The 16388-nt window shown below is 40.5% G+C and carries 9 protein-coding genes; 5 read left to right on the top strand and 4 right to left on the bottom strand.

Annotated features, from left to right (window positions below):
- The first annotated feature begins 38 nt into the window (after nt 1–38).
- Both EGN73_RS11400 and EGN73_RS11395 read left to right on the top strand, forming a co-directional pair.
- The gene (locus EGN73_RS11400; RefSeq protein ID WP_219289690.1) at nt 39–2303 is read left to right on the top strand and encodes a TonB-dependent receptor; all 2265 of its coding nucleotides are present in this window, start codon (nt 39–41) and stop codon (nt 2301–2303) included.
- Between the two features lie 18 nt (nt 2304–2321).
- Entirely contained in the window at nt 2322–3383 is a 1062-nt protein-coding gene (locus tag EGN73_RS11395; RefSeq protein ID WP_219289688.1) for an HmuY family protein, read from the top strand.
- A gap of 69 nt (nt 3384–3452) precedes the next feature.
- On the opposite strand, the gene EGN73_RS11390 is transcribed toward EGN73_RS11395, so the two are convergent.
- The gene (locus EGN73_RS11390; RefSeq protein ID WP_219289686.1) at nt 3453–3893 is read right to left on the bottom strand and encodes a hypothetical protein; all 441 of its coding nucleotides are present in this window, start codon (nt 3891–3893) and stop codon (nt 3453–3455) included.
- Between the two features lie 170 nt (nt 3894–4063).
- The gene (locus EGN73_RS11385) at nt 4064–4768 is read right to left on the bottom strand and encodes a sensor histidine kinase (RefSeq protein ID WP_219289684.1); all 705 of its coding nucleotides are present in this window, start codon (nt 4766–4768) and stop codon (nt 4064–4066) included.
- A gap of 410 nt (nt 4769–5178) precedes the next feature.
- On the opposite strand from EGN73_RS11385, the gene EGN73_RS11380 reads away from it, so the two are divergent.
- The 3 genes from EGN73_RS11380 to EGN73_RS11370 all read left to right on the top strand — a co-directional run bounded on the left by EGN73_RS11380 (nt 5179) and on the right by EGN73_RS11370 (nt 10859).
- Entirely contained in the window at nt 5179–8289 is a 3111-nt protein-coding gene (locus EGN73_RS11380) for a SusC/RagA family TonB-linked outer membrane protein (protein ID WP_219289682.1), read from the top strand.
- Nucleotides 8290–8294: 5 nt separating this feature from the next.
- Nucleotides 8295–10238 (top strand): RagB/SusD family nutrient uptake outer membrane protein, encoded by a 1944-nt coding sequence (locus EGN73_RS11375; RefSeq protein WP_219289680.1) that lies wholly within the window; start codon nt 8295–8297, stop codon nt 10236–10238.
- Between the two features lie 204 nt (nt 10239–10442).
- The gene (locus EGN73_RS11370; protein ID WP_219289678.1) at nt 10443–10859 is read left to right on the top strand and encodes a GNAT family N-acetyltransferase; all 417 of its coding nucleotides are present in this window, start codon (nt 10443–10445) and stop codon (nt 10857–10859) included.
- 255 nt (nt 10860–11114) lie between these two features.
- Here EGN73_RS11370 and EGN73_RS11365 read toward each other — a convergent pair whose 3' ends face one another.
- Together EGN73_RS11365 and EGN73_RS11360 are read right to left on the bottom strand one after the other, a co-directional pair.
- Nucleotides 11115–14684, bottom strand: coding sequence for a VCBS repeat-containing protein (locus EGN73_RS11365; protein WP_219289676.1), 3570 nt, complete (start codon nt 14682–14684; stop codon nt 11115–11117).
- Between the two features lie 180 nt (nt 14685–14864).
- On the bottom strand, nt 14865–16388 hold the full coding sequence (locus EGN73_RS11360) for a RagB/SusD family nutrient uptake outer membrane protein (RefSeq protein WP_219289674.1): 1524 nt from the start codon (nt 16386–16388) through the stop codon (nt 14865–14867).

Here is a 16388-nt window from a genome sequence, read left to right as displayed (position 1 = left end):
CCTTTTGGGAGCATGATGCTCCCAAAAATTTTAATATTATGTTTAGAATTAATCCAAATAAAATTAGTCTGACTTACTTTCTTTTACTGTATTTAACAGTAGATGTTTTTGCTGGAAAAATCCATGGGAAAGTAGAAGATCAGGAGGGAAACCCAGTCCCATTTGCCATCATTCAGGAAGAAGGCGGCACAGGAACGGTAGCTGATATTCAGGGGCAATTTGTTTTGGGAGATTTTGAATACCCTGTTCAATTGAAAGTAAAAGCTCTTGGTTATTTGCCTGTCAGTATAAGGGTTTCCGACAAAGCTGAATTCATCCATATTATCCTTCAAGAGGATATTTCACAATTGGATGAGGTGGTGGTTACTGGAAATTTTGAAGCTCAGTCTGCCAGGCAATCTGTCTATCAGGTTCGGATTATTGATAAGGAACTTATACAAAAAAGAGCTGCCGGAAATATGCAGGAAGTACTCAACACAGAACTTGGTATACGTTTTTCCCAGGATAATGCCTTGGGTTCCAGTAACCTGGAAATGCTTGGGATGGCTGGTCAAAATGTAAAGGTATTGATAGATGGTGTTCCTATGGTAGGTAGACAAGGGGTTTCCAATGAGATCAACATCAATCAGATAGACATCAATCAAATTGAAAAAATCGAAATAATTGAAGGGCCCATGTCCGTAATGTACGGTGCTGATGCACTGGCCGGGGTGATCAATATCATTACAAAAAAACCTGGGGGAACTAAAGGTTATGGCTTATCTGCCAGGATTCAGGAAGAAACTGTTGGCAATGAGTATTCCCCTGTGTCAGGTGCGGGCAATCACATCAGAAACCTTCAAGGTCAATACAGAACTGGAGGGGGATGGAGTTTTGGAGGCGCATTTACCCAAAATAGATTTGGTGGTTGGAAAGGCAGGTTTACGGGAAGGCAGTTTGAATGGCTTCCCCGTCATCAGGATTTGGCAAATGCCTCTCTAGGCTTTCATAAGGGTATTCTTGAATTGGATTATGCTTTGGACCTGCTGGACGAAAGGATATTTTCTTTTGGCCCGGAAAATAGGATAGAGCATATCGATACGGAGTTTCACACCACACGGTGGATGCATAGGCTAAATGCAAGGGTTGATGCATCAGACAGATTTAAAGCTGCTGTGCAGACTTCTTTTACTGACTATAGTAGAGAAACGGTAACATGGATTACTAACCAAAGGACTTCGGAAAAGAGCCTTTCGAACGCCCCAAATGCACAGGCCTCACTTCAGTACCAAGGCTTTACCTTAAGAGCCACAGGACTTTGGTCTATTTCGGAAACTTTCAACCTTCAACCTGGATTAGACATCAATACAGAAAGCGGAGTGGGAGACAGGATTTCAAGCAATGAGGGTATTCAGGATTATGCCGTTTTCCTAAGTGGAGAACTCAGTTTATCGGACAAAGTCAAAATCCGTCCTGGACTTCGACGAACCTATAATTCTGCTTATGAGGCACCTCCTGTCATACCTTCTTTAAATATGAAATGGAAGCTTTCAGAAAGTCTTGATTTGCGTGTTGCTTATGCACAAGGATTCAGGGCTCCTTCTATTAGAGAACTGTACTTTGATTTCTTTGATGCCAGTCACAGTATCAGAGGAAACCCTGACCTCCAGGCGGAAACTTCCCATAGCTTCAATGGATCTCTCAATTTTTCCCGAAAAAAGAAAAGTGAAGTAATCTATTCAGCTGTTCTTACAGGTTTTTATAATCAAGTCAGCAATCAGATCAGCTATGGTATAGATCCTGTTGACCCTAGGATTACCACCCTTTTCAATTTAGAGGAATTTAGGACTGCTGGGGGGATGTTGAACCATCAGGTCAGGTACAGAGACTTTTCAGCAGGATTAGGACTGTCAAGAATAGGTAGATACAACAGGCTCTCTGCAGATGATTTTAATTTGCCGGAGATGCTTTTCACGACGGAAATAAATGCTAACCTGGATTATAAGGTTCCCTACATTGATACCTATTTAAGCTTTTTCTATAAATACACAGGGAGACTCCCTGGGTTTGAAATGGGAGCCAATGAACAGGGGGAAGCTATTCCGCGGCAAATTGAACTGGAAGGTTTTCACTGGGCAGATCTTTCATTGAGAAGGGATATCGGAAATCACCTACAAGTTCAGCTTGGAGTCAGAAACCTTTTTGACCTGACATCTATTCAAAGCACTGCCAATACAGGATCCGCTCACGGAGGCGGACCCCAGCGCCCAATGGGCTATGGCAGGTCATATTTCGCAGGAATTACATACCAACTATCAAAATAAATTTAATCAAATAAAAAAATGAAAAAGAACAACACATTCAGACAGGGTGCTATGGCCCTGATTGTAGCGGGACTTATAGCGTCATGTACAGAAAATGATGCTCCAACTGTAGAGGTGCCACCAGTAGAAGATGCATTTATGGAAATTCAGGGAGGCGGGGCTTCCTTTCCAAATTCGGTGTTTGTCAACCTCAGCAGTGAAATACAAAATTCAGTGAGAAGAGATACCTGGGATTTGGCGTTTTATACGGGAAGTGAGTTCAAAGTATTGATCAATGGTACTACCGGTGCCATGGCTTATGGGACAGAAGTAGAGGATTTTCAGGATCTTGAAATTGAATATGTTGAAAAACTTAAAGCAGAAGGTACCTTGGTGTTGGATTTCAATAACATGAACAGTATTCTATATGTAGATGATCCAAAAAATCCTGTAGCAAACGGTACAGCTCTTGGAACGGTCCTAAGCTCTGAAAGTGAGGCAAAAGTATTTATATATGAAAGAGGGAACAGCGGAGCGGAAGAAAAGCCTTGGAAAAAGATAAAAGTTTTTAGATCCGGTGACCTATATATTGTCCAGCATGCAGATATAGATTCGGAAGATTACACTACAGTTGAGATTACTAAGGACACGGATTTCAATTTTGTATATTTTTCTTTTGAATCCGGTAAAGTGGAAGTGGAGCCAAAGAAACATGAATGGGACTTTGTTTGGACTGCCGGTACCTCATCTACGCCTTTTCCACAAGCTGTAAATGGTACATTGGGCTACTTCTTCCAAGACCTTGTATACCACAATATTTATGGAGGTGTGCAAGCTGCTGTGGTAATGGAATCTGAAATCTCATACGATGAATTCTCTGATGCGAACGTTAATGGATTGACCTTTAACAGTGATGACAGGCTGATAATCGGATCCAGCTGGAGATCAGGTGGAGGACCTAATTCTGGTCCTGCAATCAGAGAAGACAGATATTATGTGGTCAGAGACAAAAATGAGAACGTTTACAAACTGAGGTTTCTTTCACTTACTTCAGGCGGTGAGAGGGGCAGACCTTCATTGGAATACTCTCTTGTGAAGTGATTCAGAATTTATTCAAAATCCACTATTAAGTTTTAAAAAAATCCCCTGAAGAATTCTTCGGGGGATTTTTTATAATATCACTTTTTCCTGATCAGATTTTGGAAAAGTGTATCTATCGATAACCTGTTCGGAGCCAGATCCGCTTCTTTTTTCCCATATCATGTGCTGGTCTGTCAAAATCACCTCGAATGTTCCGCTCAGAATCAATGTCCAGTCAAAATCTGCTGTCCACATGCATTCGTTCTCAAAGGTTATTGTATTGCCATTATTCGTGTAAGAACCTTTGCAAAGTGCAGGGTACCTGGACTTGGAGCTGTTTCCTTCCCATCTTCCTTCATTGACCAGAATGGTCACTTCAGCTTCCGGTCCGGAATTGTCTCCTGATATCCTTTGGAAAGTACCTTCCAGCTCTGCTTTTTCGATCATAAGGGTTACATTTTCGGCTTCAGCGCAAGATGCAAAGATCAGGCATGCCAGAATAAAATTTACAATGTGGGATATGGTCTTCATAGTAGTAAAGTTGGCTAAGTATTCATAAGACGAAATAAGCTGTTTACCTGTCCCAAACACCAGAAAAACTTTTTGAAAAGTATGGTCACTCGGGGCTTACTTCTTTCAAAAATTTAAGGCCAATTTCATGCCAATTATCCGATAATTGCTTCTTTCACAAAACCATAAGTTCAGGTTTTTGGTATGGTGAAATAAAATGTACTTCCTTCATCCACTTTTGATTCCAGCCAAATTTTTCCGTTCCAGGATTCTACGTTCTTTTTTGCGATGGCAAGACCTATACCTGTTCCTTCGTATTCATTTCTATTGTGCAACCTTTGGAACAAAACGAAAATCTTTTCAAAGTACTCAGGTTCTATACCAATTCTATTGTCTTTGATTTGAATCTGCCATGAGTTTACAGTTTCGCTTGCAGAAATCAGTATTTTAGGTGGGATACTCTCCTTGCCATATTTGATCGAATTGTCCAATAAGGAGTGTATGGCTTGGGTAAATGGAGGTTTGGATAATCTAACTGTGGGGAGATTTTCAAAGATAATAATGACATTTTTTTCTTCGATAATTTTCTTTCGTAATATTAAGTAGTCTTCAATGATGTCTTTGTCTACATTTTCGGGGGCTTCTAGATTTTTACCTACTCTTGAATATTCTAAAAGATCCAAAATGATCTGTCTCACCCTGTTCGCTCCATCAGTTGCAAAATAGATGTACTGATGTCCTTTTTCGTCTAGTTTACCCCCGTATTTTTTCTCCAGTTGTTTGAGAAAGCTGGTAATCATCCAGAGAGGTTCTTGTAGATCATGGGAGGCAATGTAGGCGAACTGTTCCAAGTGTTGGTTGGTGAATTCCAGTTCCCTTGCATGTGCAATGAGCATTTCATTTGTTTCTTGGATTTTTTTTTATGAAATCGGTATCATTATTTTGACCTATTATTATTCAATAAAACCAATTTTTGGTTAATTATTCCTTTCAATTTTAAAGCATATAATAATATAAAAAATGATTTAAAAATATAATGAAATAATGATATAAGCATAAAAGATATATTCATAATTATTGAGCGACTGTTAATACCTGTTATGAACCAATCCATTTACCATACTTTTTATCCCTAATTTCATCAAATTCATAAAATTATGTTTCTTTAAAAATGAAATCGGTTGCATTTTTTAAAAAAAATTCAGACGTTTAATTGATGATTGTTGTCAGATGTACTTGAATTGTCTTAGGTACAAAAGATGGTGGTCGTTTTTTACTATATCATTTCTCAATAAAACCAAAAACCATGGATTTTAAATCTACCGAAAAATTACGCTGCTACTTTCTTAGTAGCAGATGTGATTGGTGGTTTCGCCGGATTGGCGGGATACTGATCATGATTTTGGCAGGCCATTTGGCCTTTGCGCAGACAGTGAATATATCGGGTGTAGTGCTCGATGATGAAGGTTTGGGACTACCCGGGGCATCAGTGCGGGAAAAAGGTACCAATGTAGGAGTAGTCACCGGAATTGATGGTGATTTTGAAATCAGTGTTCAGAGTGGCTCCATTCTTATCGTTTCGTTTATTGGGTTTGAAACCCAAGAAATCCCTATCAATAACCAATCCCAGATAACAGTCAACCTCGTGGCTGACGTGAGTGCTCTTGAGGAAGTGGTCGTAGTAGGATATGGAACCATGCGGCAAGAAGCAGTAACTGGGTCGGTTGCATCTATAGCTGGAGACATCATGCGGGAAGTTCCTTCTGCTAATTTCTCACAAGCGCTTCAAGGGAGATTACCAGGTGTAGACATATCCCAGACATCCTCTCAGCCAGGAGCTACCATGCAGATTAGGATCAGGGGAAACAGGTCCCTTACAGCCAGTAATGATCCACTTATAGTTCTAAATGGTATTCCTTTTGGTGGGTCCATTGCTGATATCAACCCAGAAGATATTGACAGTATTGATATCCTCAAGGATGCGTCAGCCACAGCTATCTATGGTTCTAGAGGTGCCAATGGTGTAATCTTGGTGACTACCAAAAAAGGATTTAAAGGGCAGGAAGCACAAGTTAGGTACAACGGCTTTCATGGCCCAAGAACGGTTTTTTCTCCATATCCAATGATGGATGGACCAGAGTTTCTGGCCATGAGAGAAGCGGCAGGATTATTTGAAAACCCTGGTCCAAGCGAATCAAATGATGTAAATACAGATTGGCAGGGCTTGATGTATCAGACGGGTACCATGTCCAGTCATGACGTAAATGTATCAGGCGGAGGTGAGAAAAGTACATACAGTTTCGGTCTGGGATATTATCACGATGTAGGTGTGATCCCTACGCAACAGTTTGATAGGATCTCTATGCGAGCTGCTATTGATCAAGACATTGGAAATCACTTAAGAATAGGATTCAACAGTAATAGTAACTTCAATACACAGCAAGGATCTCAGGTAGGATTATATGGTATATTAAGTATGTCTCCACTAGCGAGTCCTTTTAATCCAGATGGTACACGTAGAAGAACCATTGGTATGCCTATGGATGATTCATGGGTAGGTACTCGGGACGTAATAGAGGATCTGGAAGGGCAGTGGTTGAACGAAACCCGAACATATGCTACCTATAATGCACTATATGCTGAGCTTAAAATTCCCGGTGTGGAAGGCTTGAAATACAGAGCCAACTTAGGTTTAAATTATCGTCAAACGAACAATGGTGAATTTACCGGCCGCGGTGTAACCAGTCCCAATCCGGACACTGAATCCTTCGCAGCAGTTGGGAATTCTCATAATTTTCACTGGATCATGGAAAACCTGATCACGTATGACAAAATTTTTGCAGATAAGCATATTATAAATGTAACGGCGCTTTATGCTAACGAGCAGAATAAGTTTTATAGCTCCAGGATGTGGGCAAGAGATATTGCCGCAAGCCAATTTCAATTTTATAATCTAGGACATTCTGATGGTGAAATCCAAATTAACCCAAATGATCAAAATTATCAGCTATGGGGACTAAGCTCCTTGATGGGCCGTGTGATGTATTCATATGATGACAAATACATGATTTCGGCAACGCTTCGGTCTGATGGATCTTCCAGACTAGCTCCTGGCTTCAAATGGCATACTTATCCAGCTGTTTCGGTAGGTTGGAACATTGGTAAAGAATCATTCATGAATAGTGTGTCTCAAGTAGATATGCTGAAACTAAGATTAGGATATGGACAGACTTCCAATCAAGCCATCGCACCCTATGCGACCTTGGGAGGGTTAGGTATCAGGCCTTACAATTTTGGAAACGAAGCTTTCTTGACAGGTTATTTTGTGAATTCATTGCCCAATCCAAATTTAGGATGGGAGTACTCGGAGACATACAATGTGGGAGTTGATTTTGGTTTTTTCAACAATCGTTTGACAGGTAGTTTGGAGTATTATATTACTAACACTAAAGATATTCTATTGGGTGTAAACCTTCCGGCAACTTCGGGTGTAGGTAGCTATACTGCAAACATAGGAGAAACTCAAAACAAAGGAGTGGAATTAGGTTTAAACGGATTGATTTTCGAAAACAATGACTGGAGTTGGGAAGTTGGATTCAATATTTATGCAAATAGAAATCAATTGGTTTCATTGGCTTCAGGCCAGGACAGAGATGAAGGGAACTGGTGGTTTGTCGGACATCCAATCGATGTGATTTTTGACCATAGATATATTGGATTATGGCAAGAAGGTGACCCACATAGAGATATCCTGGAGCCAGGAGGAAATGTTGGTATGATTAAAGTGGAATATACAGGTGATTATGATTCAGAAGGTATACCTACAAGAGCCATAGGGCCAGATGACCGGCAGATACTAGATCTTCAGCCAAACTTTATGGGAGGTTTTGACACAAGAATAGCTTACAAAAACTTTGATCTCAGTATTGTAGGTACTTTTAGAAGTGGTGGCATATTGATCAGTACATTACATTCATCAACAGGGTATTTGAACCTTTTGAGTGGAAGGAGAAACAATGTCTCGGTAGACTATTGGACGCCAGAGAACACCGAAGCTAGATATCCTGCTCCAGGTGGACTGGCTAGTAGTGACAACCCAAAATACGGAAGTACCCTAGGTTACTTTGATGCTTCATTTTTAAAGGTCCGTACCATGACTTTGGGGTATAATTTTGATAATGCAAGTAATTGGATGACCAGGGCAGGCATGAGTAGATTGAGAATCTATGGAGCTGTGCAGAATCCTTTTGTACTATTCTCTCCATTCAATAGAGAGACAGGTTTAGATCCGGAGACCAACTCTTTTGGTGACCAAAATGCAGCTATTACAAATGCCATTCCTAGTAGGTTGCTTACTATTGGTACAAATGCACCAGCTACCCGCAATTTTATCGTAGGTCTTAACTTGACATTCTAAAAGCCATGAAAAAGATACAATTTTACTTAAAATCAACAAAAGTATTTCTATTGACTGGTTTGCTTCTGGTTTCATGTACAGAGATCTTAGAAGAGCAGCCAAGAAGTATTTTTGAACCAGGATTTTTTCAAACACAAGAAGGAATTCTGGGTGGGATTACATCAATGTATGCACATTTGAGGTATATCTATGGACAAGCATATTATTATAATACTACTTTGACAGGCACTGATGAAGCTACCTATGCACAAAGTGCTGATCAAAATTTTCTTGTAATGGACTTGAGTGGACAAGGAGATATTGATGCTAACAATAGTAGGGCGGATGCCTTATGGGGAGCGGCATTCTCGAATATCAATACTGCAAATGGCGTAATAGAGTTTGCACCAGAAGCTGGGGTTTCTGATGCTCTTGTAGCAGAAGCAAGGTTCTTTAGGGCTTTTGATTACTTCTTATTGGTGCAGACCTTTGGTGGTGTTCCTTTAGATTTGGGTTCTGGTGAATTGGCTTTCAATATCGAACCTTCAAGAACCTCTGTCAGAAATACAGTTCCTGAAGTCTATACAAGAGGTATATTTCCTGATATGTTGCAGGCTATTGAGGATTTGCCCGTGAACCCACGGCTGACAGGTACAGCGACTAAAACCTTAGCAAGGTTGTATTTGGCTAAAGCTTATTTGACTTATGCATGGTGGCTGGAGAATCCAAACAATATTCCGACTTATCCAGAGACGCCAAGAGAGGATCCTGATGGGAATACAGCTCAATGGTACTACCAAGAAGCCTATAATATTGCCTTGGAAGCCATAAATGACCCGGGGCCATTTTATCTTCAAGAGACATTTTATGATGTGAATTTAGCTCAAAACGATAGAAATAGCGAATTATTGCTGTATGCTGATCATACAGAAGATAGTGAGTTTTATAATGGAGCTAGCCTTGTATGGGGTAATGGAAATGCTCCTGAAAACTTTGCAGGGTGGATGATGACTTGGAACTACACCGTGCTTAGAAGTAGTTCTTCAGCAAACGAATGGGTTGGGAATATCGAATCTGTCAGAAGGGAAGCGATACAAGCTACAGGTAGACCTTGGACAAGGATGGCACCACCAATCGGTGTTTTTACTAATACCTTTGCAGACAAAACCAATGACTCCAGATATGATGGTACATTTACCACGGTGTATAGGGCTAACACTGATAGGACTCCTGTGATCAGCGGACCAATGTATAATGCAAATTTGATGGAAGTACAAGCTGGTGATGCTATTTTGACATTTCTGGATGATGAACCTGATGAGGAGATTGATTATCCTTCACCTTCTAGTCTAGGTGGGAATATTGGTGCAGGAATTCTTCCAGGAAGATCTGATTTTGTGATTTCTCCAAATGGTATAAGCAGGATCGTTCACCCTGGACTTTGGAAGCTTGGTCCTTACAGGACAGATAGTGGAACAGGACTTGGTGAACCTAATGCAGGTAGTACCAGACCATACAACATTGCCAAGCTATCGGAACTTTATTTCATTGCCGCAGAAGCTGCTGTAAAGGGTGCTACTGGTCCTATGAGTGCTCGTGAGCTGATCAATGTGATCAGAGCAAGAGCTGGTGTATGGCGATGGGATAACAATGGAAATCAAGAGAAAATAGAAGATAATAGCGCTGAAATGATAGCCGCTACTCCAGCTGTAATTGATATTGATTACATTCTCGCTGAGAGATCCAGAGAATACTTTGGAGAAGGTTATAGGTGGTATGACCTGATCAGAACTCAAAAGTGGGAAGAACTGGCTGGAACTTATCAAATAGGAGGGATGAGTTATAGCGATCGTACACCTCAAACGATCACTAGGAGCATACAACCCTTTCATTACCTAAGACCAATTCCTCAAAGTCAAATCGATGCAATGACAGGTGACAGAACAGCATATCAGAATCCTGGATATTAATAAAAGCTAAAAAAGGGTGGAGATTTCTTCACCCTTTTTTTCAATATCAGGACTTTTTTAAAGTCAATTTTTTAATTTATTGAATCTTTTTCGGTTAAGAACCTGTTGATAAATATGATAGTGTATCAAATTCAATTGCGCAATAGAACGGGTTCTTAGATTGCTTTCATAGATACGATCATAATTCCTGCCAACAGCATTCCCATGATAATCAAAGAAATATCCTTAGAAGAAGCCTTACCAATAAGACAACAGGCCATGTGGCCAGATCGACCATTGGATTTTGTCCGGGTTCCAGATGACCAAAATGCCCATCATTTAGGACTTTTTGTAGAAAGAAAGCTTATTTCAGTCGTGTCCGTTTTTCCAAATAAGGATAGTGCCCAATTTAGAAAATTCGGAACATTGCCAGAATTCCGCAGAAAAGGCTATGGCAGCAAGCTACTGGTGTATATGATCGGCTTTTTGCAGCAATTGAATATCAAAAAGGTTTGGTGCAATGCCCGTATGAAAAGGGTAGAGTTTTATGAAAATTTCGGTTTCAAACCCACTGACCAGACTTTTGAGAAGTCTGGAATGCAGTATGTTATTATGGAAAGGGTAGAAGAGTTGGGGGACTAAAACCCTCCTGACTTTGACACTGGAACACCTAGATTCAAACTTCATAAAAAGTAAAGCAATTAAATGACCGTAATCATTATAAATTTGGAATGACAATTTTAACAATCAGGAAGTAAAGAATGAACTGCAAAAGGAAACAAAAGTTGACTGGAAGGAGTCTTTTATTTTCTTTTATGAGTATCTGCTTAATTGTCATATACCTATTATGAAATGGGACTTACGACTCTCGAAGTCAAGAGGAGAATAGCTTTATTATCATTCAAATGCTATTTGCCTTTCTTCTCCAGAATACTTTTTGATAGTAACTGAAGTGCAGTTTGAAGGGATTTGTACTTTTCTTGTAGACTGTGATAAATATCCACTCCCATATGGCATTTCAAAACAGGTAGGTTGTTCTTGCCCTTGGCCAAAGCAAATAATAAAATCATCTTGTTCCAAAACAACATATCCTAAGGTTTCAAGAGGTTTTGATCGTAGGAATGATTTTAGTTTCCCTCTATGTTGAGCAGCCACGAATAATGCTGCTCCCTCAGCTCTCTGCAACTCCACTAGGCTTCTGCCTTCACCTTCCACTAGGAAGCCAGAACCGGCCAAATGATTGGTGGTCCAACTTCCTTTACCATTTTTCTCCAAAAGAGTACCATACGAAGCATCATAGCGACCTGTCACAGTTTCATTTCCATAAAAGTTTCCTATGCCCATTGCCTTGCCTGTGAAATTGTCAAAATGGACTCCATAAATAGGAGCAAATTGTGCTACTACTGGAAGTGGCTCTAACTCGAATTTCCCTTCCGTACCCAGATACATATAGACATTGTCATGAATATAAGCAGTGTCCTGTGTGGTATCTTCAGGAAGATCTGTATTAAAAAAATCATCTAACTGGGTATTGGCATAGCCGGAAAATTTCAAAAACCTGTTTTTCCATCTCGGGACCTGTGCCACCAGCATATTTCTGCTGGCGATGGGGTAGTGCCCGTCCAACTGATGGGAGAAAATGATGGGATCAATGCTTCCATTTCCATCAAAATCGGCCGCAAACATTTTCATTGGGGTGTTTTTATTTACATTCCACCTGTTGTTTCTTCCAAGATTGCCAAGAATATATTCTTGTTGCCCCACTTGCACTATGCTGTTCCACCAACCGTTTGAAAACTTAGGTCCAAGTTCCTTATTGACTTTTGAAAATTTGATTTTATTATTTGACCTCATTTGTTTTAAGAAAGTGACAGGCATCCATTCTCCCAAGACGATCAGGTCCACAAGCCCGTCATTATCAAAATCCGTCCATAAGGCAGAAGTCACCATACCTAACTTACCTTGGTCTGGCAAAAAATCTCCACTGATATCTTCAAACTTTTCTCCATTGAATTTAAGCAGATAGGATTCAGGTGTTTCCGGATATCTCCCTGGACTGATTCTTCCTCCAACGAACAACTCCATCTGCCCATCTCCATCAATATCAGCAGCAGTAACAACAGATCCGCTGTTTCTCATTTCCGGAAGGACACCTTCAGCTTTTTTGAAGTTACCCTTTCCATCATTCCAATATACCCTATCCTGATAGGCTTCATGTCCTAAGACGTATCTGCTGCCTCCGCTTACTACATACAGGTCTAAATCGCCATCACCATCCAGGTCTATAAGCAGACAGCCCATGTCATCCGCTTGTTCTTCCTCAAATAATTCCTTTTTCTGAAAGTTACCGCCTGCATTTTGCAGAAACAAGACCCTAGGAAAACCTGCAGAACCTCCTACAAAAAGGTCATCTAAACCGTTGCCGGTGACATCTCCTACAGCCATGCCAGGACCGTTTTCTGAATGTTTGTGAGGAAGAAGTACCTGCCTGTTAAAATCATTGAAGGTCCTATGTTGATGGCTGTGGATCAAGCCTATTTCTTCACTAACCTCTAAAAATTCCGGTTCCATCTTTTCATTTTCTTCACGAGGATTTTCATAGGACTCGGAATAAGCAATTGTCAAAACAGTATCTTGGGGAAGCTTGTCCAATTGTTGGACTTTTCCGTCTGGCCATGTCACCTTTAGTTTGGTGTTGACCGGATCTTTTCCAAGGCCAAAAAACGCCATTGGTTCTACAAATGACTTGTAGCCTCTGGTGGGATAATGTTCATAAAACTGCCTGATTTCTTTACCCTTGCTTTCATAACTTAATTCGAGAAAAGTTCCTAATCCCATCCTATTATTTTCCTGACCTTCCAAACGGATTTTTAAATAGGCAGCCTCACCTGGCTGTTTTTCTCTGGTTTTATTATGGTAGAGGTAAGCTTCATCATTGAAGTTATTAATGACCAGATCCAGATCTCCGTCATTGTCAAAATCAGCAAATGCTGCCCCATTAGATATAGAAGCATGGAGCATGCCCCATTCCTTGCTTTTATCCTCAAAAAGTAAGTTTCCTTTGTTTCTGAAAACATAGTTTGGCAGGCTCACTTCATCTAGATTTGAAAGCGCATCCAATAGCATGGCCCTTCTTTCCTCTGGACTGGTAAATGGTCCAAAACTTTGGGTAAAATTGATGTGATCCAGATCGGTAATATCCTTTCCATATCCATTGCTAATAAATAGGTCTTTTTGACCATCATTGTCCATATCGAAAAATAGGGGAGCCCAACTCCAGTCTGTCTGGGCCACACCAGCGAGGTGAGCAATTTCACTGAACTTGCCATTTCCTCTGTTAAGTTGTAGGGTATTTTTGACGTATTGAGGTTCATAACCTTTGGAAAGGTTACTCATGTAAAGGTCATAATTTTCAGTAGGAGCAAACATGGTTTTTTGCCTGTAGTTGTCAGGAGGAAGCATGTCCAAAACCATAATATCGACCAAGCCATCATTGTTGTAATCTGCAATGTCCACACCCATGGCATTAAAGCTCTGATGTTTGAGCATTTCATCAATTTTATTTGTAAAAGTTCCATCCCCATTATTGATGTAAAGGATATCATTGGTAATAAAATCATTGGCCACATAAATGTCAGGATAACCGTCTTGATTGATGTCACTGATAGCCAAACCCAATCCATAACCCTCTATCAATATCCCAGCTTCTTTGGTAACTTCTGTAAATGTGCCATCACCATTGTTTTTATACAGTTTGTCATTGCTTTTACCTCTTCCGGTCATCTCTCTTGGCCTTGAAGTATTTCTTTGGAATGCTTCCAAAGCATTGGAAAGTATGTATAGGTCTAGAAAACCGTCTTTGTCATAATCAAAAAAAGCGGCTTGGGTATTGTATCCTCTGTCATCAATCCCATACGCTGCTGCCATTTCTTCAAAAACCGGTATGCCGTCTTCATTGATCCCTTGGTTGACAAAGAGTAGATTCGGGTCTGGGTTGCTTTCATCTCTATTGGACACACTGACATAAATGTCCAATAAGCCATCATTGTTGATATCAATCAAAGTGGCACCTTCAGCCCAGCTTTTGGTGCTGATATTAGAGGCCTTACTGATATCTCTGAATTTCATGTTGCCATCATTCAGATAAAGCTTGGAAGAAACCTGATTGCCTGCAAAAAAAATATCTGGTAAGCCATCGTTGTTGAAGTCACCAACAGCCACTCCGCCACCATTGTATATGTAATCAAAATCAAGGATATTGAAATCTTCATCTATTTGAATTTCATTTTTAAAGTTCAATCCTGTCTGATTGGGCGAAAGCAGTTGAAAGAGTTGATCCGGGTTTTCTTTATTGGAACAAGCAACAAAGAATGAAAAAGCCAAGATCAAGGTTAGATAGGGAGTATAAAAGAAACCATTTCCTAAATGGAAAATTTTCGGTCGAAGTAATTGAGAGCTGTTCTTCATAATGTTGAATTGGACAGGGCTTTTATCCAAATATCAATTTTATTGAGTTCTTAAATTAAAAAAATTCAGGAATAGTATGAGGATCTAGTTGTAAAAGAAAGGTTCAGTGAATGCAAAGGCCATGTAGCGTCCTTATAATTCACTGAACCTTAGGTTTAATAGGTATGAGTTGTAATAGGTTTAATAACCTGGGTTTTGATCTTCGTTACCCAGGGAAGGATTGTTATCGATTTCTGCAAAAGGCAAAGGAAGCAAGTCATGATGAGACCTGAAGTTAGGAACAGGCTCACCATCCAATAGGTTAAGCCTTCTCCATCTTCTGATATCCCTGTTTCTGATCTGCTCACCGGGAAACTCTACTTGTCTTTCATGCTGAATAGCTCTTCTCATCTGCTCTTGGGTACCTGTAGGGTACTGGGCAGTAGGGTAGAGGGGCATGTTGACATCAGCTCTTTGCCTCGTAGCATTGAGATATTCCAAAGCACCGGCAGTATTGCCCAGTTCATTTTCTACTTCAGCCATCATCAATAATACATCTGCATATCTGATTACTCTGAAATTGATACCTGAAGCCATGTTTTCAGCACTTTGCTTATATATCATGGTGTATTTTCTCCAACTTGGTCTGGTGTTGTCACCTTGAACCCCATCAGGAGTCAATACGCTATTGCCATTGTTGTAAGTATCTCCAACTTGGTAGAAGTTATAGGAAAATCTTGGATCGTCTTTTTCCGCTCCATTTTCTTCTTTTTCAAAAGCATTTACCAAAGACATACTAGGAACAAGGTTTCTCCATGCTGTTGGGCTATATTCCTGTCCACGGAAAGTGGAGAATGATATACCGGATCCGTCACCGTCCCAGACATTGGCATCACCAAAGTCCCTTGTCATGATCACTTCATGGATGGATTCGATGTTATGCTCATTTTCCTCTTCAAAATTATCCAAATACCTAGCTGTAAGGTCATACTCACCTGAACCGATGATAGCTTGCAAAAGCGGTCTTGCTGCTGCAAAATCTCCTCTGAAAAGATGTACTTTAGCCAACATGGCCTGTGCCGCTGCATTGGTAGCCCTACCTAAGTCGGAGCTTCCGTAGGCACTCTTTGGAGGCAACATTTCGGCAGCCATAGTCAAATCGCTGATCGCCTGCTGAAAAGTTTCTTCTTCTGTAGACCTTGGAGTTGCACTTTCAGTGGAAGTAGCCATAGTAGTCATCAATGGAACTCCTCCCCAAAGGGATCCCAGTTCATAGTATCCCCATCCACGAAGGAAGTAGGCTTCACCGATAATCCGGTTTCTTAAATCCTCTGTGATTTCCTCTGTGGCATTTTCTGCATTGTCCAGAACGATGTTGGCACGGTGAATGACCCTGTACCAACCTCTCCAATTAGAAATGATCAATGGGTTAGACGGGTCAATGGCACCTTGAAGTATCTGATTTCTATGTGCTTCCAACTGCCCCCCGCCTGACTCAGTATCGTCTGAAAGCATGTCATGAAGAAAGAAATACTCCCTGATATATAAGTCAAGTCCCTGAAGGGCTGAATATGCTGCGTTGATACCAGCCTCAAGCTGGGGTCCCGAAACAAAGAATGTTTCTACCGATAACTGGTTTGGGTTGACCGGGTTTAGTTTCTCCTCATCACAGGAAACAACCCCAATCAAAAGCAAACATGCTGTAATAAATAATCTGATTTTCAT

Origin of the sequence: Arthrospiribacter ruber (genome assembly GCF_019343195.1) — a bacterium.
Classification (GTDB): Bacteria; Bacteroidota; Bacteroidia; order Cytophagales; family Cyclobacteriaceae; genus Arthrospiribacter; species Arthrospiribacter ruber.
This window is presented reverse-complemented; position numbering and strand designations above follow the sequence as displayed.